General features: G+C 64.6%; 30 protein-coding genes. 13 read left to right on the plus strand and 17 right to left on the minus strand.

Annotated elements, in window-relative coordinates:
- The first annotated feature begins 335 nt into the window (after positions 1-335).
- Positions 336-1349, plus strand: coding sequence for a zinc-dependent alcohol dehydrogenase family protein (locus ACLJPD_RS26340; RefSeq protein WP_410875694.1), 1014 nt, complete (start codon positions 336-338; stop codon positions 1347-1349).
- Between the two features lie 46 nt (positions 1350-1395).
- Complete coding sequence (locus tag ACLJPD_RS26345; protein ID WP_410875696.1) at positions 1396-1746, plus strand: ArsR/SmtB family transcription factor; 351 nt, start codon at positions 1396-1398, stop codon at positions 1744-1746.
- A 53-nt stretch (positions 1747-1799) separates the two neighbouring features.
- On the opposite strand, the gene ACLJPD_RS26350 is transcribed toward ACLJPD_RS26345, so the two are convergent.
- The 3 genes from ACLJPD_RS26350 to ACLJPD_RS26360 all read right to left on the minus strand — a co-directional run bounded on the left by ACLJPD_RS26350 (position 1800) and on the right by ACLJPD_RS26360 (position 3026).
- Entirely contained in the window at positions 1800-2264 is a 465-nt protein-coding gene (locus ACLJPD_RS26350; protein WP_410875697.1) for a hypothetical protein, read from the minus strand.
- 246 nt (positions 2265-2510) lie between these two features.
- Positions 2511-2729 carry a hypothetical protein gene (locus tag ACLJPD_RS26355; RefSeq protein ID WP_410875699.1) on the minus strand — a complete coding sequence of 73 codons (219 nt, stop codon included), beginning with the start codon at positions 2727-2729 and terminating at the stop codon, positions 2511-2513.
- Positions 2730-2795: 66 nt separating this feature from the next.
- A complete protein-coding gene (locus ACLJPD_RS26360) occupies positions 2796-3026 on the minus strand; it encodes a VOC family protein (RefSeq protein WP_410875701.1) in 231 nt (76 codons plus the stop codon).
- 84 nt (positions 3027-3110) lie between these two features.
- Between ACLJPD_RS26360 and ACLJPD_RS26365 the strand changes: the two genes are divergently transcribed.
- The 3 genes from ACLJPD_RS26365 to ACLJPD_RS26375 all read left to right on the plus strand — a co-directional run bounded on the left by ACLJPD_RS26365 (position 3111) and on the right by ACLJPD_RS26375 (position 5225).
- Positions 3111-3578 carry an NUDIX hydrolase gene (locus ACLJPD_RS26365; RefSeq protein ID WP_410875702.1) on the plus strand — a complete coding sequence of 156 codons (468 nt, stop codon included), beginning with the start codon at positions 3111-3113 and terminating at the stop codon, positions 3576-3578.
- 464 nt (positions 3579-4042) lie between these two features.
- Entirely contained in the window at positions 4043-4699 is a 657-nt protein-coding gene (locus ACLJPD_RS26370; protein ID WP_410875703.1) for a hypothetical protein, read from the plus strand.
- Between the two features lie 127 nt (positions 4700-4826).
- Positions 4827-5225 carry a DUF4870 domain-containing protein gene (locus ACLJPD_RS26375; RefSeq protein WP_410875704.1) on the plus strand — a complete coding sequence of 133 codons (399 nt, stop codon included), beginning with the start codon at positions 4827-4829 and terminating at the stop codon, positions 5223-5225.
- Between the two features lie 60 nt (positions 5226-5285).
- Here ACLJPD_RS26375 and ACLJPD_RS26380 read toward each other — a convergent pair whose 3' ends face one another.
- Both ACLJPD_RS26380 and ACLJPD_RS26385 read right to left on the minus strand, forming a co-directional pair.
- Complete coding sequence (locus tag ACLJPD_RS26380) at positions 5286-5606, minus strand: hypothetical protein (RefSeq protein WP_410875705.1); 321 nt, start codon at positions 5604-5606, stop codon at positions 5286-5288.
- Between the two features lie 77 nt (positions 5607-5683).
- Positions 5684-6430, minus strand: a complete 747-nt coding sequence (locus ACLJPD_RS26385; RefSeq protein ID WP_410875707.1) for a nuclear transport factor 2 family protein — start codon at positions 6428-6430, stop codon at positions 5684-5686.
- Between the two features lie 63 nt (positions 6431-6493).
- Here ACLJPD_RS26385 and ACLJPD_RS26390 point away from each other — a divergent pair, with 63 nt between their 5' ends.
- Together ACLJPD_RS26390 and ACLJPD_RS26395 are read left to right on the plus strand one after the other, a co-directional pair.
- Positions 6494-7150: a TetR/AcrR family transcriptional regulator gene (locus ACLJPD_RS26390; RefSeq protein WP_410875709.1), complete on the plus strand. Its 657-nt coding sequence runs from the start codon at positions 6494-6496 to the stop codon at positions 7148-7150.
- Positions 7151-7207: 57 nt separating this feature from the next.
- Complete coding sequence (locus ACLJPD_RS26395; RefSeq protein ID WP_410875710.1) at positions 7208-8038, plus strand: SDR family oxidoreductase; 831 nt, start codon at positions 7208-7210, stop codon at positions 8036-8038.
- Between the two features lie 648 nt (positions 8039-8686).
- On the opposite strand, the gene ACLJPD_RS26400 is transcribed toward ACLJPD_RS26395, so the two are convergent.
- The 4 genes from ACLJPD_RS26400 to arfB all read right to left on the minus strand — a co-directional run bounded on the left by ACLJPD_RS26400 (position 8687) and on the right by arfB (position 10914).
- Positions 8687-9178, minus strand: a complete 492-nt coding sequence (locus ACLJPD_RS26400; protein ID WP_410875711.1) for a hypothetical protein — start codon at positions 9176-9178, stop codon at positions 8687-8689.
- A gap of 127 nt (positions 9179-9305) precedes the next feature.
- On the minus strand, positions 9306-9602 hold the full coding sequence (locus ACLJPD_RS26405) for an HNH endonuclease (RefSeq protein ID WP_410876316.1): 297 nt from the start codon (positions 9600-9602) through the stop codon (positions 9306-9308).
- Positions 9603-9780: 178 nt separating this feature from the next.
- Positions 9781-10176: a hypothetical protein gene (locus ACLJPD_RS26410; protein ID WP_410875712.1), complete on the minus strand. Its 396-nt coding sequence runs from the start codon at positions 10174-10176 to the stop codon at positions 9781-9783.
- Between the two features lie 309 nt (positions 10177-10485).
- Positions 10486-10914, minus strand: coding sequence for an alternative ribosome rescue aminoacyl-tRNA hydrolase ArfB (gene arfB, locus ACLJPD_RS26415; protein ID WP_410875713.1), 429 nt, complete (start codon positions 10912-10914; stop codon positions 10486-10488).
- 114 nt (positions 10915-11028) lie between these two features.
- Between arfB and ACLJPD_RS26420 the strand changes: the two genes are divergently transcribed.
- Entirely contained in the window at positions 11029-11172 is a 144-nt protein-coding gene (locus ACLJPD_RS26420; RefSeq protein WP_410875715.1) for a hypothetical protein, read from the plus strand.
- Positions 11173-11232: 60 nt separating this feature from the next.
- Here the strand turns inward: ACLJPD_RS26420 and ACLJPD_RS26425 are convergent, their stop codons facing one another.
- The 3 genes from ACLJPD_RS26425 to ACLJPD_RS26435 form a co-directional block, all read right to left on the minus strand.
- Positions 11233-11928: a class I SAM-dependent methyltransferase gene (locus tag ACLJPD_RS26425; RefSeq protein WP_410875716.1), complete on the minus strand. Its 696-nt coding sequence runs from the start codon at positions 11926-11928 to the stop codon at positions 11233-11235.
- A gap of 404 nt (positions 11929-12332) precedes the next feature.
- Positions 12333-12812, minus strand: coding sequence for a DNA-directed RNA polymerase subunit beta (locus ACLJPD_RS26430; RefSeq protein WP_410875718.1), 480 nt, complete (start codon positions 12810-12812; stop codon positions 12333-12335).
- Between the two features lie 165 nt (positions 12813-12977).
- Positions 12978-13193 (minus strand): hypothetical protein, encoded by a 216-nt coding sequence (locus tag ACLJPD_RS26435; protein ID WP_410875719.1) that lies wholly within the window; start codon positions 13191-13193, stop codon positions 12978-12980.
- A 239-nt stretch (positions 13194-13432) separates the two neighbouring features.
- On the opposite strand from ACLJPD_RS26435, the gene ACLJPD_RS26440 reads away from it, so the two are divergent.
- Positions 13433-14788 carry a hypothetical protein gene (locus ACLJPD_RS26440; protein WP_410875721.1) on the plus strand — a complete coding sequence of 452 codons (1356 nt, stop codon included), beginning with the start codon at positions 13433-13435 and terminating at the stop codon, positions 14786-14788.
- On the opposite strand, the gene ACLJPD_RS26445 is transcribed toward ACLJPD_RS26440, so the two are convergent.
- The 3 genes from ACLJPD_RS26445 to ACLJPD_RS26455 all read right to left on the minus strand — a co-directional run bounded on the left by ACLJPD_RS26445 (position 14775) and on the right by ACLJPD_RS26455 (position 16588).
- Complete coding sequence (locus ACLJPD_RS26445) at positions 14775-15308, minus strand: NUDIX hydrolase (protein ID WP_410875723.1); 534 nt, start codon at positions 15306-15308, stop codon at positions 14775-14777. The two genes, ACLJPD_RS26440 and ACLJPD_RS26445, sit on opposite strands and share 14 nt — an antisense overlap.
- A 241-nt stretch (positions 15309-15549) precedes the next feature.
- A complete protein-coding gene (locus ACLJPD_RS26450) occupies positions 15550-16038 on the minus strand; it encodes a hypothetical protein (RefSeq protein ID WP_410875724.1) in 489 nt (162 codons plus the stop codon).
- 157 nt (positions 16039-16195) lie between these two features.
- Positions 16196-16588 carry a winged helix-turn-helix transcriptional regulator gene (locus tag ACLJPD_RS26455; protein ID WP_410875726.1) on the minus strand — a complete coding sequence of 131 codons (393 nt, stop codon included), beginning with the start codon at positions 16586-16588 and terminating at the stop codon, positions 16196-16198.
- Between the two features lie 85 nt (positions 16589-16673).
- Between ACLJPD_RS26455 and ACLJPD_RS26460 the strand changes: the two genes are divergently transcribed.
- A complete protein-coding gene (locus tag ACLJPD_RS26460) occupies positions 16674-17951 on the plus strand; it encodes an MFS transporter (protein WP_410875727.1) in 1278 nt (425 codons plus the stop codon).
- Positions 17952-17978: 27 nt separating this feature from the next.
- Here the strand turns inward: ACLJPD_RS26460 and ACLJPD_RS26465 are convergent, their stop codons facing one another.
- Positions 17979-18152: a hypothetical protein gene (locus tag ACLJPD_RS26465; protein WP_410875729.1), complete on the minus strand. Its 174-nt coding sequence runs from the start codon at positions 18150-18152 to the stop codon at positions 17979-17981.
- Between ACLJPD_RS26465 and ACLJPD_RS26470 the strand changes: the two genes are divergently transcribed.
- On the plus strand, positions 18142-19113 hold the full coding sequence (locus ACLJPD_RS26470) for an oxygenase MpaB family protein (protein ID WP_410875730.1): 972 nt from the start codon (positions 18142-18144) through the stop codon (positions 19111-19113). The two genes, ACLJPD_RS26465 and ACLJPD_RS26470, sit on opposite strands and share 11 nt — an antisense overlap.
- 12 nt (positions 19114-19125) lie before the next feature.
- Here the strand turns inward: ACLJPD_RS26470 and ACLJPD_RS26475 are convergent, their stop codons facing one another.
- A complete protein-coding gene (locus tag ACLJPD_RS26475) occupies positions 19126-19758 on the minus strand; it encodes a TetR/AcrR family transcriptional regulator (RefSeq protein WP_410875731.1) in 633 nt (210 codons plus the stop codon).
- A gap of 227 nt (positions 19759-19985) precedes the next feature.
- Here ACLJPD_RS26475 and ACLJPD_RS26480 point away from each other — a divergent pair, with 227 nt between their 5' ends.
- Positions 19986-20891, plus strand: a complete 906-nt coding sequence (locus ACLJPD_RS26480; protein WP_410876317.1) for an oxygenase MpaB family protein — start codon at positions 19986-19988, stop codon at positions 20889-20891.
- A 316-nt stretch (positions 20892-21207) separates the two neighbouring features.
- A complete protein-coding gene (locus tag ACLJPD_RS26485; protein ID WP_410875733.1) occupies positions 21208-22470 on the plus strand; it encodes an ABC transporter substrate-binding protein in 1263 nt (420 codons plus the stop codon).
- The last annotated feature ends 78 nt before the right edge of the window (positions 22471-22548 follow it).

Raw genomic sequence — 22548 nt, forward strand, 5'->3', positions numbered from 1 at the left:
GCGCTTCGCGCGGCGAGCGGGTGAGACCAGCACCGTTCCCGCTCGCTATCGGGTCGATGCCGTCGATCGCGTGCGTCAGGCGTGGCACTGCCTCGCTGTGGTCGGGCACCTATCGAGTTCTGGCGGGGCCACCAAGCGCGCACTAGTACGATGGATGTCAAAGTTTGACGGCTATCAAAGTTTGTGGTTTCCTGGGAGAACATCAACGACCTCGTCGGCCTTCACCTGCACCGGCCGTCGCCCCGGATCCCGGGTCGATCGGTACGCGCTGTGATCCAGCCCTCCGGCGTACCGACCGGGTCACATCGTCCCCACCCCACGAAAAGGAACTCGCGATGCGTGCATGGCAACTCGAAGATTTCGGCCTCGACAATCTGCGTCTGGTGGAGCGAGCGACTCCGCAGCCGGGACCGGGCCAGATCCTGGTCAAGGTCTCCGCCGTGTCGTTGAACTACCGCGACAAGGCCATCGTCGATGGCGTCTACGACCCCGAGAAGATGCCCAAGAACTTGATCCCGGTCAACGACACGGCCGGTGTGGTCGCCGAGGTCGGTCCAGGGGTGACCGAGTGGCAGGTCGGTGAGCGGGTGCTGTCGCATTTCTACTCACACTGGCTCGATGGCGCTCCCGCGCGGGATGAACCGGATTGGCAGCTCGGCGGCCCCATCGACGGCGGACTGGCCGAATACATGCTCCTGGAAGCGAACTCGGCCGTGCCGACCCCGGCCAACCTCACCGACGAACAGGCCTCCACTCTCCCGATCGCGGCCTTGACCGCCTGGTTCGCGCTGGTCGAGTACGGCAAGCTGCAGCCCGGCCAGACAGTGCTGGTCCAGGGCACCGGCGGCGTGTCCCTGTTCGCCGTGCAGATCGCGACCGCGCTCGGCGCTCGCGTGATCGCCACCTCCAGCAGCGACGAGAAGCTCGAGCGGGTCGCCGCCCTCGGCGCCGAAGGCCTCATCAATTACCGCACCACGCCCGACTGGGCCGAGCGGGCGCGTGAACTGACCGACGGCCAGGGTGTCGACCAGGTCATCGAGGTCGTCGCGGGAGACGGGCTCAACCAGTCCGTGCACGCCGCCAAGGCCGCAGGCCACATCGCCCTCGTCGGTTTTCTCGGCGGTCAGAGTGCGGCGCTCGACGTGCTGCCCATGCTCTACAGCCAGGCCGCCATCCGCGGCATCGCGGTCGGGCACCGGCGCGCCTTCCTGGAGATGAACCAGTTCATCGAGAAACAGGGCCTCGAACCGGTCATCGACACCGTCTACGCCTTCGAGGACGCCCACCGCGCCTATCAGCACCTGGGCCGCGGCGCCTTCGGCAAGATCGTCATCCGCATCGCGGACTGACCAGGTCCGTACGATGAGAACGCGTCGATGTCCAGAAGGAGTCACCGTGGCCCGCCCCCGCACCACCGCTCGAACGGTGGAACACCCGCAGCTATCGCAGGTCTCCCTACAACAAGTGCTCGAAGCCCTGGTGGACCCGGTGCGGCGCGGAGTGGTGTCGCAGCTGGCGAAGGCCGGCGAGGATATGAGCTGCGGCAGGTTCGAGTCCCCGGTGTCACTGTCGACGTTGACCCACCACTTCAGCGTCTTACGCGAGGCCGGAGTGATCCGCCAGTACTACGTGGGCACGACGAAGATGAACACACTCCGATCCCAGGAGATGCAGGAACGCTTCCCCGGCTTGCTGACCGCGATCCTGACGGCATCAGCCGCGGAACCGGAACCAACAGCGACCTGAGACCGCCCCCTCGACATCTCCGCCTCATTGCAGTGCAGCACTTTTCGGGGGCGTCAGTACACCTGAACAGTCGTGACGCTCGGGGTGTGCGGCAGGTCGGTGGTGAGGGCGAACTCCACCCGACCCGGCCCGGTGACCAGGCGGATGTTGCCGATGACCGGATACGACCAGAAGAAGGCATGCACGCTGCGGAGGTCGACAGTGGCCCAGCCGGTGGCACCGGTGTCGAGGTTGCGCCAGTGCACCGTCGGAGCCAGCGTGCACCAGGGGGCCGGTACACCGAATACCTTGAGCCAGCCTTTGAGTTGAAGGCTGACCGTGCCGGGAACCTGACTGTCGGTGGAGCCGCTGCCCTCCGCCCAGACGTCACCGGAGCAGCCGAGACCGTAGGCGCCCGTGGTGGTCATGGGGAGGTCGAATGTGTAGTTCGCGGCTGCGGCAGGGGCGCTGGTAGCGATCAGCGCGGCGATCACCGCGCTGGCACCGAGGGTGAGCTTGCCGAGTTTATTGCGGGACATCTGATGCCTTTCAACGGCGATTGCTGTTGGCGCTCGCGTGAGATGACTTCGGCTTCGATGGAGGTAATCCTGCTGCCGGATGTTGCACTTGACTGCGACCCCCGAGCCGAGTGATTCCGTAGGCAAATCGTGCCTCTTCAACGTTGATCTTCAAACCCCAAACCGCGGCGGCTGAACACGCAACGGCCACAGCACTAGATCGGTGCGCGGCCGTTGCGCGCGGATGGCGCTACTTCGCCCAGAGCCTCAGGACACCTTCGATCCGCCGCTGAGGATCGAAGATCCGGTATGAAGCAGTTCCAGAAGGGCATGGAAGGGGTTGAAGTCGGCAGGCAGGGCAACCGATTCGGCGAGGGTGGCCGCAGCCTTTGCGGGGGCCGGGGCGGAGAGCTGTGCGTTCGCGGTAGCCATCGGGGCCACCATGAGCGCGCCGGCCAGCGTGACCGCGGCGAGTGATCGTTTCATCGAAAGATTCCTTCTGCTCTAGTTCTTCGAACTGGTCAACTACCCCCGAAAGCAGCCAAGATCACGCTATGCGCGTATCGCCTCAGTCCACAGACCCAGGTTCCGTCGCCCCTGACACCAGGGGCGCTCGCGCGATTTCGGTGCCAGGCAGAACGGGTGTCCGGCAGGGTCGATAGCCACACGAACCCTTGCGCCCGCTGGCTGGTGTTCCCGCACGGTTGCTCCCAGCGTTTGCAGACGGGACGCAGCGCGGTCGAGATCGTCGACTCTTGAGTCCAGGTGAAGTTGCTGAGGCACACTCTGCGCAGGCCGCTGGGGGCCTTATCGCTTCGAAGATCTGCCTCGTCAGGCGATCTGGGTGTCGGGGATAGAGTTCAGCGGGTGACTTTCAGAATCGCGGCATACGGCGTCTGCCTCGAACAGGATCGGGTGTTGCTTGCTCGCCATGTAGCCAAAAGCGGCGAAACCACCTGGACGCTTCCGGGTGGTGGGGTCGAGCAGGGCGAGGATCCCTTCGACGCGGTCACCCGCGAGCTTTCGGAGGAGACCGGGTATGACGGCGTCGTCGAGCGACTGCTCGGAGTGGATTCACGGGTGATCCCGGCAGTTGTCGCTTACGCGGGCGTGGAGCACCAGAACATCGGGATCTTCTACCGCGTTCGCGTCACCGGCGGCCGTCTCAGAGCCGAACCGAACGGGGCGACTGTCGAGCCGACCTGGACTCCGACTTCCGATGTGGCCTACCTCCGCCGATCCTCGCTTGTCGATACCGGCCTGGCTCTGGCACAGACCCTCCCGGCAACCGGTCACGTCATGTCCACTCCAGTTGGTGGTCTTATCCAGCACTGAATCACTTCCGATTCCTCCCCCGGCTGATACCACGCACGGCTGTAAGCCAGGACTGGTGCTGTTCAAACCAGTTATCCAGAAGACCTGAAAATCTACGGGCCCTACATATCTCGGGCCGTTGGAGTGCACGGTCGGTCGGTGATCAGGCGCAGGCGAGGCAGCATCATCATCCTGGATGCTTCGCTCGTTCGTTTGATCGCTTCACCTACACAAGTGACGCGTCACCGTTGGCGCAACGCACTCGTGCCGGTGCGATGTTCGCGAGCCTGCGGTGCCCCCGCGGTCCTGCTGCTTGACGGGAATCGCCCCGCTGGCAACGGGTCCGGCTTTAGAATTCTTCCGTCGGCCGTTGGATGCTGCGCGACGTGATGGCTTGAGTGCCAATGTGTCTCATCGCCCGGCGGTTCGATTCTCGGCTGTGTTCTCGGTAGATGGTTCGCCCCTACTCGTTCAAGGAGCCGGTCATGACTGTTGCCAGTAAAGCCTCACAGGTATGGGATCTGAACAGGGAAACAGGGACGGCGTGGGTGTATCACGGGCCTATGCGGGTGCTGCAACGGCCGTTCATCGTGGTCGCCGACAACGGGCCGAGCGATATGACGGGATTGGCCGCCAAGGCCAGCGACGCGGCCTACGACCTGCACGCGGCGGTGACGAGGACGGGACGGGACCTGATCCTGGTCGGATTCAGCGGCCAAACTTCAGACCTCGCCGAGGCCGCCCGCACGGTGCGGGAGGCGATGATGCGTGCAGTCGCTGAACAGTCGGGGTCGGAACTGTTGACGGTCGGCGGTTTCGGTCGTGGCGCGCTGCTGGCCCGGTATGCCGTGGCGATGATGGAACGCCAGAGCATCGACCATAGGACCGAAGCCTATTTCGCCTACAACAGCACCGGTCCGGCCGATCAGGACGAGACCGACGCACTGGAGAGGGTCGGGACGATGCCTCAACGGCCTCTCTCGCTGAAATTGACTGTGGGCGTGCCCGATGTGGAAGGCCTCACCGAGAAGGACGGGCCTGAACGGTCGGAGTTCGGTGACTCCTTCTTCAGCAACGAGACCGCCACGACCTCCCTGATGGTTCCGCAGGCCGGGCAGTGGTTGCTGGAACGATTGAGCTGACTGCGACGGTCACCGGCATATCCGCCCGATGTGCCGGTGACCGCCCGGCGCGCCGAGGGCCCGCGAACCTGCGGATTCGCGCGAAACTTGGGATCGGTAGGTGGGGCGCGCGGCGTCTACTTACGCCATGACATCTTCTCAATCTTCCACGAACCAACCGCGCCCCGCCGGGTTGGACAAAAAGACCAGCGCGATCCTGTCGTACGCGTTGGGCTGGCTCACCGGAATCATCTTCCTCTTTGTGGGCAAGAACGATCCCGATGTGAAATTCCATGCCGCACAATCCATCATCTTCTTCGGGGCGGTCTCGCTGCTCAACATCGTTCTGAGCGTCGTCGGCTCGCTCCTCGGAGTCCTGGGGATCATCTTCAGCCTCGCTGGACTCGCAGTCGCGATCTTCGCAGTCGTCGTCTGGATCATGGCAATGGTCCAGGCGAACAACAGCGGCGGTGTCCGGGCGGAGCTTCCCGTTGTCGGAAAATTCATTGCCCCTTATGCCGATCAGTTGGCTGGCTCGGTCAAGTAGCGGAATATCCGAAGACCAACGGCCCGAGTTTATCTCGGGCCGTTGACGGTCGTCGGTAAACTACGCCTGGATAACCTCGATATTCACCATTGCGTTGAGTGAATCGCAGCTGGCCCAAGACTGATTCTGCCCGTACTGCGCCGGGCCGTACTTCCAGTAGACGAACGGGACGGGCCATGCGACGCAAGTGAGTTTCACTTGATGCCAGGTCGGTAGCTCGCAATTGGCCATCCCGCCGGTGTTGAAGATGTTGTACACGTGACAGTTGGCCTGCCACACCGGTACGTCGGCCTGGGCTACGCCGGCGGCGCCGACGAGCGCAGCGGCACCGGTGGCGGTGACAACAACGGCACTTGCGGCGAGTCTCTTCGCGAAGAGCATGTCGAACCTCCTGAATCGATGTTGTCTGGAAGATCGCTGGGTAATAAAAAATGTTACCCAGGTCACCCGCGGTGGCGCTACCTAGGCCGCGTAGCGGGAGGGCGGAATCGGGCGATTGTCCGGGTTGCGAGACCCGCACCGCGCATCAGCCATTTAAATGCGGCGGTCGAGGGACCCGGTACGATTCCGGCCATTTGTACGCCGTCGAGTAGGTCGTAGAGCGTTTCACCCTCGTACATCAGGTGTTCGGCGTTGAAGTGATATCGGTCCACGGCGGTGCATTGAATGAACGCGCCATTGCCGGGGATCGTGGGGGCGTCCGGGCCGTAGGGATGAAGCTTGAGCGGCCCGACGAGGTGACCACTTCCGTAATAACGCACGACCATCCTGACCTCACCGTCCGGCGTCAGGTCGATGTAGCCCTGTCCGGGTATCGGGTCGTAGCGCCAGTCGGGAATGGCATCGAAGAACGCGAAGTTATACGCCACGAATTCGTCGAGGCCGACCATTGTCGCGCCGAGCGTCGTCACATCCTTGTAGTGCAGATCGTCGGTGTAGAGCTCGTGGTTGTGGCTCATGTCGCGGGTCTGCCAGCTCCACCAGTACTTCTTCGCCCAGTCGAGGGTCCAGGCGATATCGAGACCGTGGTCGGCATAGAACTCGATCTTCTTCTCGTATTCGTCGAACCACATCTGCGTCATGGCGGTCAGCGCGGCCTCATCGAGAACTTCGACCGGCTCGGCGCGGTTCGTCAGCACCGTCGGGATCGGTTGCGCAAGGCGCGGCTGTCGCAGTGACAGTTGGAATTGCTCGTCGGTGAACATCACCACTTCCCCATCCGGAAGCACCTGCTTCCTGATATCTGATGGTTCTTGTAAAATGGTGCCGTGTCAAGGAGCTACGGCGGGCAGACCGCCGAGGGTCGCGCCGCTGACCGACGGGCGCGCCTGATCGATGTCGGTGTCGAAATTGTTGGCACGCAAGGTGTTTCCGCTCTGGGCATGCGCTCGGTCTGCCGGGCGGCGGGACTCAGTCAGAGGTTCTTCTACGAGAGCTTCGCCGATACCGACGCGCTGCTGCACTCGGTGTACAGCGCGGCGCTGTCTCGCCTGGAAGAAGCCGTAGCCCCCGCGGTGGCATCCGGCGATCTGCACGCAGTGTTCGAGGCCGCCGCCCTCCTCATGGAGGCCGATCCTCGCATCTGCCGCATCCTGCTGGTCGAACCGGTAGCGGATGCGCGACTACGACGCCATGTGCGAGAGACCATTCCGGCGATCGCGTTAGCTGCCGTCGGAGATCGCATCATCGGTTCGCCCGACGATCCCAGTGTCCGCATGCATTTTTCCGCGCTGTTCGGCGCAATGATCTCGCTGTTCGTCGAATGGACAGAAGGCAACCTCGGCACCGACCGCCACGCCTTCGCCAGCCATGCGACCGCTGTCGCGACACAACTCATGAGCGATATCGGCTCAGCGGGAACACGATTGAGCCGCACGCCGACTGCGCAACCTGGCCCAGAACGTGAGCATGCCCCGCCTGCATGAGTTGTTCTGCCGCCGGGGGTTGACCTGAATATCGGTTTAGGTAGCAGAGTTGGGCTCATGATTCTGGTTACCGGTGCAACAGGCAAGGTCGGCCGCGCGGCCGTCGATCAACTACACGAGGCAGGTGTCGCGGTTCGCGCGCTGGTCCGTCGTCCGGAGGCGGCGGATCTGCCGCCCGGTGTCGAGGTGGTCCGCGGCGATCTGGCGGATCCGAGCAGCCTGGATGCCGCGCTCGACGGCGTGCACGCGGTGTTCCTGGTGTGGCCGACGCTGGTTGCAGACGCGGCCGCGCCGACCGTGGTGCGTCAACTGGCCGAGCGGGGGCGGCACGTCGTTTACCTTTCCGCCATCGGCGCTGACGAGCAGGCCGGTGCAGTGCTCGGTTCGCACGGCTACCTCGAGCGGCTCATCGACGAGACGGGGGTCGGCCGGACCTTCGTGCGCGCGGGCGGGTTCGCAGGCAATGACCTCGGCTGGGCGGCGTCCATTCGCACGGAAGGTGTTGTGCGCGAATACTATGACGATTGGCGCAGGTCGGTGATCCACGAGCGCGACATCGCCGCAGTGGGTGTCCGAGCCTTGCTCGAAGGCCTGACCGGCGCCATTTTCGAGGTGACCGGGCCCGAGTCACTGACCGTCCCGCAGCGGGCGCGGATCATCGCCGACGCGCTCGGAGCGCCGGTGCGGTTCGAGCAGATGTCCCGCGAGGAGATGCTGGCGCAAATGGCCACCTGGATGCCCATCGACGAGGTGAACACCGCGCTGGCGGGGTTGGATGAGATGACCGCCCGGCCTGAGCCGGTACTGTCCACCGTCGCCGACGTCACCGGCGCACCCGCGCGAACCTACCGCGAGTGGGTCGCCGACCACCTGGCCGACTTCCGTTGAACACCAATTGATTCCGCTGATCTTCCTTGCCCGCGAGGCATACCGGCACCAAAATGGCATGAGAAGTGCGGTCCGCGGCGGCCGACCAATGGCATGCTGATCCGGTGAGACATGTTTGGGGTCGCGCGCTGCGGTGGGTTGACGACGAGCCGCAGCCCGGACTGGTCGAGGTCCAACTGAAGGATCTCCATGGTGACGAGCACTTGTTCGTCGACAAGGAGCCAATATTCACTCGGCACTCGGCCCTGAGTCCGCAGACTGCTTACCCGGTACGTGTGGAACTAGGCTGCGAAATCCTCGGTACACGACTTCTTCCGGACGGGCGTACGGCCTTCACCATCACCACCGAACGCCCATGGCGCATAGAGTCGGTGACAGGGCAAACCGCATTCGAAGTCACCCTCGACCAGTTTGCCGATTAGCTGAGCAGGCGTCGAGGTGCGTTGGAATTCGTCAGCCGACGCCGACGGCATGCACGATGTGCAGGTCTGGTCGAGTCCGACGTCCACCGGTCACGACCGGAATGGGTATGTCGAGATTCGCGAGCAAGCACGACAACTGGCCGACTCCATGCCACGCTGAGACGATTCCTCATTGCCCGGCATGGGGCGCCGACGAACGCATTCAAATGGCGAGTTGCATATGGCCTCACACACCCAGTTCGTCGCAGAGGTCGCTGTAACGGTCGAGGTATTCGGGTGTCGATCGGTGGTGGGCCAGCCCGATGGTGTCGAATTCGTCCAACCCGGGTGCGGCGGTGATGCCAAGTATGCGGAGTGCGGCATTGATGCTCGAGACGGAGCGGATTGCGCCACCGGCAAGACAGGCGGCCCCCCACTGATCACCGACACCCGCGAAGTAGTCCGTACAGATCACGGCGAAGCTGGGTTCGGGCCGAGCTGTTAGGTCGGCTGCGATGACTCGCATGACGCCTTCCCTGGGGAACAGTGCGGGCATCTCCGGGGACCACTCGATCTGTTCCGTAACACCCTGTGCGGCTTGCCAATATGCGGTGTAGAAGTGCGTTATGTGGAACAGGGTCAGGTCGTCGTGCAGAGGCATCGGTACCAGATCCCATCGGGTGGCCGCGCCCGTATCGATGAGTCCCGGCACGATGAGCGCGGTGATCGAATGTCCCACGGCTCGAACCTATCCTGCGCGCTAACCTGTCGGTACGCCCGCGCTGGTGTCGCCGACGTTAGGACCTGACGTTACTTGAGGAGCAAGCCGAAACCTGCCGGTGAACTTCCCCCACCGGTTGACGTGACTAGGCGAACCTGGTCGTGAGCTCGGTCGAGATCTCGTAGTGGCGCAGGAGGAATGAGCGTTCGTCGAGCTTCTTGCGCCGCAGCCAGCCGGTCACCTCGGCGTTGCACTTGCTGGCGTTGCACGATCCGCACGCGGGCACGACGTTGCCGAGGGTGTAGCGGCCGCCGCGCGAGATGGCCTGCACGCAGTCCTTCTGCAGCGAGGTGACGGAGGAGCCGCAGTATGCGCACCCGCCCCAGGACGTCTCGAGCGCTGCCCACTGCGCGTCGGTGAGGTCGTGGGTGACGCTCGCCATCCGCTTCTTGCGCTTGCGCACGGCGCGAACCTGTTTGCTACCACCAGTCGGCACGAGGGTGAGAATACGCGTCGCGATGATCGACAGGTCGGAGGCCAGGCTGGCCCAAGTCGAACAATAGCTCTAGACAACATCAGTGTCTTACCAACGGCAGGCGGTCGGCCCCGGTGTGGAGTGGTCACTCGCCGTGGTCGGCCTCCTCGGTGGGGTCGAGCAGGACGGTGACCGGGAAGGTCATCGTGGTGCTGTCGCGGTCATCGCGGCTGGTGCCCGCCTCCCACCATCCCGCCGGACGGCCGTGCACGACTTCTTCCTCCAGGTTGTGCATGTCGCGGCTGTAGACGAAGCCGCGTGCGTCGCGGATCACTGCGGCCAGTTCGCTGCGTTCGCCCCTGCCTGAATCCAGCAGAGCAGCTGCGGACTGGAGCTCGTCCAGCTCGGCGGCCGTGGAGATCATGCGGGCGGGTGGACGCCAGCCGGCGGCGAGGATGTTCGTCGCCATCTTCCGGGATTCCGGCACCGGCCGCGGAGTACAAGCTTCGATGATGCCGATCAGGGCATCGCGGTCATTCATGTTGTCTCCCAAGTGAATCAGGGGCGCCCGGTCCGACCTGCGGCCCGAGCGCAATCGTGCGGCCGAAACGCCAACGCCCAGACCGCGAACCGCTCAGATTATCGTCTCGTCATTGTCGCCGCGCGGTGGCCGTGCCCACCCGGCTGGGTGCGCTCCGCCGGCGGCCTCGGTGCGCGGCGAGCTGAAAGCGGTTGTGCACGAAACACTTTCCCTGGAACAAGCTGTACTCGCGCACCAGAAGATGGATGCCGGTGAGGTATTCGGCAGAATCGTGCTCACGCCCTCGGCGAGCAAGGGGCCGGGAAGAAGCTAGTCGTCGGGGGAAGCGCGGCGATTGCGTTTGGTGACGCCGCGCCGCTTCTTCGCGGAGATCCGACGTTCCTTCGCGCCGCGCGAGGGCTTGGTGGCGCGGCGAACCGGTGGCGGAGCGGCCGCGGCATCACGCAGTAACGAAGCCAGGCGTTCGCGGGCGGTCGCGCGGTTCTGCAACTGTGCGCGTTGTTCCGACGCAGCGACCGTGAGCACACCGTTGACCAGGCGGGTGGCCAGACGCTCGACCATGCGGGTGCGCAGCCACTCCGGCACCGAGGGCGAGTTGGCCAGGTCGAACGACAGCTCTACTCGGCTGTCGGTGGTGTTGACGTGCTGCCCTCCTGGACCGGACGACCGTGAGAACCGCTCGCGCAGCTCGGACCCGGGTATCACCAACACCCGAGTCACCGCGAGGTCCTCTGCCATCCGACGCCCTTCTTTTCCATTCGCGAGTCGACTCGGCCACGTCGACTCGCTTGTCGCCATAGCATTGCAGGCCAGCTCGTTGGCGAGCTGGACTACCACGCGATAGGCACCTCGATGAGAATTTTCGCCCTCCTGGCCGGCCTGGCGGTCCTCGGCGCCCTACTACTCGCTGACAACTGGAATCCGCTACGTGCCGTGCTGTATGCAGCGGCATGGCTGGCCGTCGCTGCCATTTTGATCAAGTTCGCGCGGAGGTAGATCTCGCGCCTGGAACTGAGCCACGCTGCCAGGTCAACCCCGATCACCTTTGGCCCAGAGTTACGCGCCGAGCGGGCGTCTGGCTACGAAGGCGTACTCGCGACTGTCTTCGGTGAACGGTTCGTCGGCGAACCCGCCGTGGAGTGTCTCGAGTTCCAGACCCGCCACGTCGAGAAGTCCGAGCCACTCGTTCTTCGTCGCCCACCACAACGAGCTCACCGCGCCATCATCGCGGACCAGGTCGATCCGGTTGTCGCCCACCGCGTACCGGATCGTGTGCGGGACCGGTTCAAGTTGGCGAGTGCCGTCCAAGCGTGCCGCGGTGTTGTGATCGAAGGCGAACGCGTTCCAGGCAAATCGTCCGCCGGGCCGCAGGCAAGCGGCTACCCGCTCGAAGACGCGGCGGCGGTCTGCCCAGGTGTTCAGGTGCTGCAGCGCGCGGAATGGGCAGTAGATCAGTGCCGCCGGCTGATCGAGTCGCAGGTCGCGCATGTCGGCCTCGCGCAAGTCGAGCCGAACGTCGGCCTCAGCCGCCCGAGCCATAGCCTGCTCGAGCATTCGCGGAGATGTGTCGACACCGATCACGGGCCGTCCGGTGGCCTGGGAAACCGGGATCGCCACCCGGCCGTTGCCGATCGCGAGCTCGACCAACGGGCCGTCGGCGCGGCAGGCGAGCTCGACATAGAAGGCGATGTCCGCGGTCATCTCGGCCGACCATTCGTCATAGCGGTAGGCGAATGCCTCGTTCCAGCTCATATGACTCAGTGTGGCCCTATCGAGGACCGTGAGGTTTCCGGTCGGCGTTCAAGGGCACTCAGGAAGCTTTCGGCAGCACCCTGCACTCGGTTCCGGTCGCCGGTGGCGAGCAAGTCGAGTAGCAGTCCGCGCATGGTCGCGATCACCAATGTGGCTGCGCGGGAGACGGTCTCGGGGTCGGGGTCGGGCAGTTCAGGGCAAGTACAAGCGCTCGTTCGGAAGCCTTGGAAGCCCTTCGCAGTGCGCGGAATCGACGACGATGGTCCAGGGGCGGCGGGCGGCCATGTCTTGCACGAACACCAGCGCTGCCGTCAGGCAAGCGGCGAAATCCATTCGTAGACTGCCGAATTGGACGGTGAGATGGATATCGGGTTCGTCGGGGCAGGGAGACCGTCCGCCGGGATTCACTGCTGTTGCTGCCCCGGTAGGCATACACGGGCACATTCGAGAACAACGGCACCTGATGGCCGGAACGCGCTGATCGCCGGCGAGACCCATGTGCGGACCATGAGATGGTCCGGTGCCGGGGACGGCAACGCGATATCGCCCTCACGGATCACCACGACCCGCGCTTTCCACAACCGCGCCACCTCGACCGGGTCACCAATCGGCTGGATATCGGACCGCACCAAGAAAGTCCACATATTGGCGCGGGGGTGGCCGATGATCGGCAACGGAGCCACTCCGCGAACGTCGAGCAGGGTTTTGACGTGATGGGCGAGGTCGCTGGGCATCATCACCGCCCCGACCAACCCCGCCCGCATCGTGATACGCCCCGTTGCCGGGTCGATCACGGTGGGCAGTGAGCACATGCGCCGGTAGAACTCGCAGCGTGATCGGGGTGTTTCGGCGTAGGCCGAAGGGGGTGGGCTGGTCTGGGTCACCGGAACTCCTCGGGTGACCTGGTCGCGGGGGCGCATGGCCCGGTCCCCTCGACCGTTGGTGACGCGGGCGCGGTCGTGAGCCACCCGGCTTCACGCATCGCCTCCAGCGTTCCGAGTAGTTCAGGCAGTGACGGTCGGGGCGCAGGCGTGGCGGGGGGGTGTAGCTCATCTCGCAGCCTGCCTGTCCGGGTGACGCTGCCCGGCCGGAATCTGCCACTCGGCGCGCCGGTTCTTGAAGGCGTCACCGTTGCGGCACAACGAGTCAAGGGCGCGCACCACACGCCACAGTGGCACGTTCAGGTTGTGGGCGATCGTGTCGGCGGTGAGCAGTCCGCCCGGTCTGAGGACAGCGAGAACTCTGGCTTCGATGGTGCTTGTCATATGGTCACCTCTGTCGGCTCGGCGATCCGTGGGTCGTCCAGCAAAGGCTTCGCGAACCCTGTTGTCGGTCGTCATCGTTGAGGGCCTCATCGGGGGCGTGATGATGTCGTTGGGCTGTTCCAGCACACCTCGTTCGATGGCGGCAGGTAAGGCGCGCGCAACGGGTAGGTGTGTGCGCAGGGGGTGTGCGGATTGGCCGACGGTCGTCACTGTCGCGGTCGCCATGCCACACTGCGAATATGGGTCGACACCCGAAGCAGCCAAATCATCAGCTAGCGGAACTGCTCGCCGAGATCCGAGTAAGCCGGAAGGGGTTTGCGCGCCGAATTGTCGAGCGTGCCAGATCAATTGGCATCGAGCTCCGCTACGACCACACATCGGTCGGTCGATGGCTGACCGGTGAGCAGCCGACGCCGCCGGGGCCAAATCTGATCGCAGAGGTCCTCACCGAATTGTGTGGTCGTCGTGTGGTGCCAGCCGATTGCGGTATGTCCGGTGCAGAGTCGTCTGACTTGGGATTGGAATTTTCGTTGCGCCTCGCGGAGGCGACCGCCTCGGCGATCGCGTTGTGGAGGAGTGATGTGGAGCGTCGCCGGTTCCTGGAGGGCACGGCCTACGCCGTCGCGGTCTACCCGGCCGCAAGCATGCGGTGGCTGACCTTGCCGGGCTCTGAACACCCGATCTCATCGAGTGGTCTGCGCCGCATCGGGGTTGCTGATATCGACGCTGTGCGAACGATGACCACAGCGTTCGGTGATCTCGACAATCAGGTCGGTGGTGGCAAGGTGCGCTCCACGGTTGTGCACTACCTGCACACCTCGGTGACTCCGCTTCTGCGTGGCAGCTATACCGAACAGATCGGGCGGCGGCTGTTCGCTGCAGCGGCCGAGCTGACGAAGCTGGCGGGCTGGGCCGCCTACGACCTAGAAGAACATGGCCTTGCGCAAAGGTATTTGATCCAGTCGCTGCGGATGGCACGTGCGGCAGGAGATCCTGCGCTGGGCGCGGAGATTCTTGCCGCGATGAGTCATCAGGCAACCTATGTCGGCCGCCCCGGCGATGCGATCGATCTCGCTCGGGCGGCGCGGATCGCGGCGCGTTCTGCGGGCCTGCCGACATTGGAGGCTGGTTGCCATCTGGTTGAAGCCCACGGGCATGCCGCACGGTCCGACGAGCGGTCCTGCGGTGCATCGCTCAACGAGGCGGAGCGCGCGTTCGATCGGGGCGAGGCGAACCGCCCCGTCTGGCTGTCCTATCTCGACTCGGCGTATATGTCGGCCAAAGCCGGTCAATGCTTCCAGGAGCTCGGCGAGCATGATCGAGCGGCGGGACTGGCGCGGGAGTCCCTCGACATGAGCGAGGGGTACCAGCGTGGGCGTGTGTTCAACTTGTGCTTGCTCGCTTCGAGCGTCGCGGTGGAAGACCCGCGCGAAGCGGTCCGGGTCGGTTCACAGGCGCTCGAATTGTCCGGTGGCGTGGAGTCCCGCCGAACGCACGCCTACCTGCGCGATGTGCGGGCACGCCTCGCCCGCTACGAGGAAATGCCAGAAATCGCGGACTTCCGTCAACGGGTGGTCGCGGCTAAGGGAGTGTGAGCGCTCGGTACACACCGACTACCGTTGCCGCGCCGATGATTTCGCCACGGTCGATCATCTGCACAGCCTCATCGAGCGGCACCCACCGAATTGCCTCGGCTTCGTTGATGTCCGGGTGTGTGTCAGTGAGGTCGGCACCGCGAGCGAGATACACCTCCTGCGGCTGGTCAAGAGTGCCGATCGCGGGCTGGTAGGTCACCAGGTGTTGCATTGTGCGCGGACGCCACCCGGTTTCTTCCTCGACTTCGCGGGACGCCGCCGTTGCCACGTCTTCGGCATGGTCGACATACCCGCCAGGCAGCTCCCATACCCATTGGTCGATGATCCACCGGTGCCGGTACATCAGCAGCACCTCGCGGGAGTCGTTGAGCACCAGTGTCATCGCGCACCGCGGCATCCTGGCGACGTACTGAGTGAACTCCACCCCATCCGGCAGACGGATATCGGCGGTCGACAACCGGATGTGCCGGTTCTCGTCGACTACGCGCTCACCGAGGATTGTCCACTGGGTATCGCTCATACCGCTGACGGTAGTGGAATGCATAGGCGGAACGGAATTGCCGAGTTGGGGTAGCTTTCGTCAGCCTTCGGTCCCCGCTGACGTTATGAGTCGGGCGTCTAGAAGGCCCAAACGGGGGCCAGCCCGCGGGCCGGACGGCGGTCCGGCTTAGCCGGACCGGTAAATGGCCCCCGTTCAGCCAGGTCCCAGGCGCTCACAAGGATCCACTGGCGATTTCACCCCAGCGACGCTAACTGAAGACTCAGCGGTCGGGATCGTCCGGGCGCGGCGAACCGGCGGCGCCGTCCTCGCCCCGCGCGGTATCGGCGGGCCCGATCCTGCGTGGCCTCGCCATCCGCCGAGCGCCCCCGGCCCGTTTACGGCGCGTTGCTTCGAGGTCGATGAGATCAGCTTCGTGGTCGGGGTTGTCGCTCGGGTCGGTCTCAGCCTCCGCCGCCTCGTTGACCGGGAACGATCCTGATTCGCGCTGCAATTCCGCACGCGTTACCGGGCGGGTCTCCGCCGGGTCGTAGCCGCCGTCCGGAATCGGAGGCCGTCGCCGCGTCGGACCGGCCTCCTCTTGACGACGCCGTGGCCGCCGCGGCAGCCGTACGACATTCGATGTCCCGTCTTCGGGCTCGCGGGAACCCGTCTCGGCAGCCCTCGACTCGGCGAACTTCCGGCGTAGCCGCTCCACCGCATCGAATCGGTGATCGTCGGGCCCCGGCCCTTTTCCCTGGTCGTCCGACATCGAACTAACCGCAGGCAGGCGCCGCGACACCCGTCATCAACACTGCGCCCAGCGCCCCGAACTTCGTCCAACTGCTATCGCTCACGTTCACATTCTGCCTCATGACCGGCCACCCGTCTGCGGCCCATTGTGCCCACAACCTGTGCGGACCTCGGAATCAGCTCCCCGGCGCAACGGCCAGGCCTGCGATGTATTCCGCACCCCACCGATTCAACTCGGACACGAAGCCGCGAAGCGCCTGCCCCGTCGGTGTGAGCGAGTACTCCACGCGTGGCGGGACTTCGGGGAAAGCGTGTCTGTCGACTATGCCGTCTTGTTCCAGTTCGCGGAGTTGGCGGGTGAGGACGCGCGGGGTCACCTCGCCGACCTTGCGGCGTAGTTCGCCGTAGCGCAGGGGCTCGTCGAGGAGGTATTTGACGATGGTCATCTTCCAGGCGCCGCCGAGTACGGCGATGCTCACCTCGACGGGGCAGCTCCGCATCGCGCGCACGATCGGCGCCCGGACTTCGTTTTCGGCGGCCATACACTCGATGGTATCCAGCTCGTCCATATGGACAATATTGTGCATACTGCCGAATCTGATCGTTGATTGCTAGACACGAGGGTAAGGACGTCGAGCAACGCGAAGGATTCCGGTGAGCATTTCCGCAGTCGATATCGAGCAGCCCGCGATCGGGCGGGCACCCCGTTTCCATCCCGCGTGGACCGTGGTGGTCGTAGCCGCTCTCGCGCTGATCGCGGCGGGAAGTTTCGCCACCATCGCCGGTCTGATCACTGAACCGCTGGTCGAGACAAAGGGGTGGAGCCGGACCGGGATCGGTGCCGCGGTGGCGGTGAACATGGTGCTCTACGGAGTGGTCGGGCCGTTCGCCGCAGCCATGATGGACCGGTACGGGATCCGCCGGGTCACCTCGTCCGCACTGCTCGCGCTGATCGCGAGTTCGGTGCTCACCGCGATCTTCACCCCTTCGGTGTACTGGTTTGTGCTGTGGTTCGGCTTGGCGATCGGTGTCGGGACGGGCTCGATCACCACCGTGTTCGCCGCGACGGTGGCGAACCGGTGGTTCCACCGCAAGATCGGCCTCGCCACCGGACTGCTCACCGCGGCAAGCGTATTCGGGCAGTTCGCGATGCTGCCGCTACTGTCGGTACTGCTCGAGCGGGCCGACTGGCGCGCGCCTGTTCTCGCGTGCGGCGCACTGGCATCGGCGGCATTGCTCGGTGTGCTGCTGTTCCTGCGTGAAAGCCCCGCTGCGGTCGGCGCCGTCCGCTACGGCGCGGATCCCGAGGACGAACCAGCCGACACCGACCATCAGGTCAACCCGTTCGCCCGCACGATCACCGCCCTGCTCACAGCGGTGCGCGATACCCGATTCTGGGTGCTGGCCGCGATGTTCGCGCTGTGCGGGGCCACCACGAACGGCCTGATGTGGAGCCACTTCACGCCCGCCGCGCACGATCACGGCATGCCCGCCACCGCCGCGTCGGGCCTGCTCGCCATCATCGGTGTCGCCAATATTCTCGGCACCGTCTCCGCGGGCTGGCTCACCGACCGCATCGAGCCCCGGCTGCTCCTCGCCGTGTTCTTCCTCGGCCGTGGTGTGTCGCTCGCCCTGCTCCCGGTCCTGTTCACCAGCGGCTGGTCCCCCGACCTCGTCGTCTTCGCCGTGGTGTTCGGCATCCTCGACGTGGCGACAGTCCCACCGACACTCACGTTGTGCCGCCACTACTTCGGCGCCGACAGCGCCCCCACCTTCGGCTGGATCAGCATGTTCCACCAACTCGGCGCAGGCGCGATGGCGCTGACCGGCGGCCTGATCCGCGACCTGAACGGCTCCTACACGCCCCTCTGGATCACCGCTGCCCTGGCCTGCCTCACCGCCGCCGCCCTCGGCACGGCCGTGCGCACCTGAGGAGAGCACGTCCCGCTTCTTTGACGGTCAAACCATGAATACCGGGCCGGACACCACGGCATTTTGATAGCTTCGTAGCAGTGTGACTATCAAAGCGGGAGTGATCTCGGCCAGGATGCCGACAGATCGCGTCGCGCGAAGAGGCGCAGCGTCCGGTTCACGCGCCCGCATGGCCGACAGAAGGAAGACGATGACGACCACCCACCGAAATGCTGCATCCGGCAACGAATCCGAACTTCGAAGCACGACAGTCGCCATCGATCCCGCTGACCCGATCGAACTGATCGCCATAGATTCGATGACCGCCGAGATGGTCGGCCACTGGACCTATCTCATGGTCGAAGGCGCCGCCTTCGCCATGCAGGGTCTACACCCGACGATCCGCGACGTCGTCGACAAGTACTCGGTCTCGCGCACCGATCCGGCAGGACGCGCCATTCGGTCCGTCGACTCGGTGCTGCGCTGGACCTACGGCGGCGCCGAAGCGATCAAGGAAGGCCAACGCCTGCGCTCGCTGCACGAACCGTTGCGGATGAAGAACGCGGACGGAAAACCCATCAGCGCCCTGAATCCCGATGCCTACCAATGGGTTATCGCCACCGCCTATGTCACCACCGCCAAGGCCGGACCGCTGCTGATCGGGCGCGAATTCACCGCCGCGGAATTGGACGAGTTACTGGCCGACAATATTCGCATCGCGCGGATATTGCAGGTGCCGATGAAGGGTTACCCGCAGACCAGAGCCGAGTTCGACACCTATTACGAGCACATGGTCCGCGACGTTCTGTGCGCCACCGACGATGTGCGCGAGCAGTTCCGGCAGCTGCGTGACGGCGAGATCGAACAGCTGGCGAAGTTGCCGTTTCCGGCGGATCGGGTGTTGCGTTCGGCGATGCTGCCCCTGCTGCGATTCAACTACCTGTCCATCGTCGGTCTGCTCGACCCACGGCTGCGGGCCATGATCGGCGTGGAATGGAGCGGCGCCGAACAACGCAGCCTGGAGCGCATTTACACGGTGATCCGGTTCGCCTACCGCGTGCTCCCGGACCGGTTGACGTATTTTCCGATCGCCTACCATGCGCGAAAGCACCACCAGTCCATCGAGCGGATGAAGAAGCGGGAGCTGAAATCAGCCGCGTACAAGGTGCGTCCGAAGCAGTAGTCCGCCTGCCCGCTATCGAATAGCGTGCGGAAACAACAGCGGGGCAAGGTACTGCCGGGCGAAATCGCGTGCGGCATCGGCGTCATGGAGCGGGAGTACCCCACTCGGATTCGAGATGAAGGACGTGGTCAGTCTGACGAACAGCTCGGCTACGACGTCGGGGTCGAAGTCGCCGAGCTCGCCGCGTTGCTGCCAATAGGCGATGAACCGGGCGACACCGATGCGCCCGTGATCGAAGAATTCGTCACCGGTCACGAAATCGGCCATCTGCGCGGCCGCGCCCGACGTGCGCAGGTTGCGCGTGAGCAGCCGGGGCGCGGACGCTTCACTGACGAAGGCCGAGAACATCTCCGCGAGCGCACCGACCGGGCCCGCCGATTTCCGCATGGCCTCATAGATGATGTCGCCGACCCGTTCCGCCTCGGCCATCAGCGCGTATCGGACGATCGCCGACTTGGTCCCGAACCTGCGATAGACCGTCGCGACGCCCACTTCGGCACCCTCGGCGATGTGCACCATGGTCGTTTCCTCGAAGCCGACCTGCACGAAGCATTCGCGGGCGGCATCGACTATGCGCCGGGATTTGGCGTCCAGTCGACTCAGCTCGGCCCAGGATTCGGGCAAGGGGGCTGGATGGTCGTTCACCGCTGACACCCTACCGGCTGATTCGGTGATCTCGAGTCGAGCGCGGCCACCGGTGAGCGGCCCCGGACACACGAAAGCGCCACTGCCGATAACCGTGACCGAATGATAGTCTAGGTACGGCACTACTATCACGCAGAGGTGGCAAGGTGACTCGGGACGCGAAAATTCGGCAGGTCTCGGACTATCGACAATCCCGGGCCACACAGCACTCGATTCGCCCCGAGGTGATGAGCGAGTTCCGCAGACACACCGCCAGCGTCCTGTCCGCCGTCTTCGCCGGCGCGGCGTTCGATCAAGTGGCCCTGGTGCCCGTCGCGGCCGCGGTCGATCGAACCGGCAGATTCGCGAACAACTTCGCCAATCGTGGTGTGCGCAGCGGGTTCTCGTCATTGCTGGCCATTTGGGGCGACCCGGTAGATCGAGTCGCCGAGGCAGACCGGCTCAAGACGCGACATCGTGACGTCCACGGCCGCGGCGCGGGTGACTATTCCGAGATCCGTTACAGCGCACTGAATCCGGACGCCTGGGTGTGGGTGGGTCTCAGTGGCGTCTTCATCGCGTTGCGGACCTTCACCTACTGCACCGGCACCGTACTGCGACCCGCGGAGCAGGAAGCGGCCTATCAACTGCTGCGGGAATCGTTCTCCGACTTGGAACTACGCGCCGAATCCGGGAAGTTGCCCGCGACGCTGGCGGAGGCGACCGCCTATTACGACCGGATGGTCGACACCGAATTGCAGACCAACCCCTTCCTGGTCGAGCAGTTCGCCGCCCTCACGAGGCTGCCGCTCCCGACAATCGGGATGTCTGCGCCCGCGCGGGCAGCGCTGTCGCCACTGTGGTTGCTCATCCGGCCGATCGTCGGCCACGTCATTCAAGTCTGCTCGTCCAAGGCGATGGTTCCGGGAATGCAGGCGCTCACCGGTTTTCAGCTGCGCCCGCGCCACGATCTGGAGTTCGCGGTCTACACCGCGCTGTTGCAGGCCTCGTGGCGACTTCTGCCGGATCGGCTGTTGCTGGCGCCGCTCGCGTACAACCGACTCCAGTACGAGAAGCTCGTGCATGTGCATCGCAAGTACGCGCTGGACACTTTTTCTGTCCCCGCGCAGCGCAGCGGCGGCTGCCCGATCTGACTGCGGTGCGACGCCGCGGACGGTTATAGGCGGATCCACATGCCCTCCGCACATCATGGATCCCCTCATTCGCACAGTCCTGCTCGGCGGGTGAAATCTTCGAGATCGGTCTTCTCACCTCGCATTTCGCACTGAGGACGAGGCTCTGATTTGAGCTTGACACGTGTGTAAGGCTGAGTTAGCTTCTAGTGGCCCAGATCACAAGTAGCGATCGGGTCGTCGGACTCGCCGAACGGGCGATCCGGCGTCGAACATGAGATCGACGGGTTGACCGGCGCTGTTCGCCAGGGACAACCGGCCTGGAAAGGCATTCAGAATGGCCAGTAAATCTCGCCGGATCGCCGCGGCTGCGGTGGCCGCAGCGTGCGTGTTCTCCGTTGCCTCGTGCGGTGACGACAGCAGTTCCGAGGCGGGCGGCAGCACGTCCGCCATCGCGCCGGGAGTCAAGGCGACCGGTGCCCCGATCAAGGTCGGCTTGTTCAATCCTTCGAAGGGCCCGGCCACCCAGGCGGGTGTGACCACCGGCAAGAACGCGGCGCTCGAGTACATCAACAACCACATCGGCGGGATCAACGGCCGCCCGATCGACATCATCGACTGCGGTATCGACAACACCTCGCCGGAGTCCACGATCTCGTGCGCCAACCAGTTCGTGCAGGCCGGCGTGGTGGCCGCGGTCGATGGATACAACGCCGAATCGGCTGCTGCGATGCCGATTCTGACCTCCGCGGCGATTCCGCTGATCGGCCAGATCCCCTTCAACACCGCGACCGGCGCGGTTCCCGAGAACCGCGTGTTCTTCGGTCCGCCGCCCGCCGCGTTCCTGGTCGGATTCCTGCAGTCGCTGAAGCAGGCCGGGAAGAACTCGTTGACATTGGTCAATTCCGATCTGCCCCAGGCGCATCAGGTGTTCGACGGCCTGCTGACCCCGCTGGGCAAACAGTTGGGCATCGAAGTCAAGAGTGCTTACTATCCGCCGGCTGGTCCGAACTTCACCGCACTCGCGTCCACGATCGCGGACGGTTCTCCCGCGGCGGGTGGTCTGATGACCGCGCCCAACGACAACACCTGTAACAAGCTTGCCCAAGCGCTCAAGTCCGTGAAGTATTCGGGCACAGTGTTTCTGGCCGCGTGCACGGAATACGTCGAGGTGATGGGCGCACAGGCCGTCGGTGCTCAGTCCTATTCGCCGGTGTGGCTGCCGCCTGCCATCGACTCGGCTCCCGAACCCGCGAAGTCGAATCTGAAGACGGCCGAGCAATTCATCGACAACGCCGGTGGAACGGCCGGGTTCTACGCGTACGGGACCTTCGCCACACTCGTCGATCTCGCCCGGGCACTCACCTCCGCCCCGCCGGCCGAATTCACCGGCCCGGCGATCCTCACCGCCCTCAAGGCCCTGGTCGACTACCAGAGTTTCCTCGGCCCGAAATTGAACTGCGGCAAGGCCACAACGCCCAACTGCACCACCGACATGTTGTTGTTCGAGGTGACCGGGGACAAGAAGACAAAACCCGTCTCCGGTGGGTACATCACGCCCAGCCCCGAGGTCCTCAAATTGATCCCGGGTGCGGCGTAACCGATCCGGATGACCTCGGTGGACAGGGCACTCGCACTATCGGCGACCTGTCCACCGAGGCCTGGGCTATCCACAGAA

This window comes from Nocardia sp. A7 (genome assembly GCF_046549215.1).
Lineage (GTDB): Bacteria > Actinomycetota > Actinomycetes > Mycobacteriales > Mycobacteriaceae > Nocardia.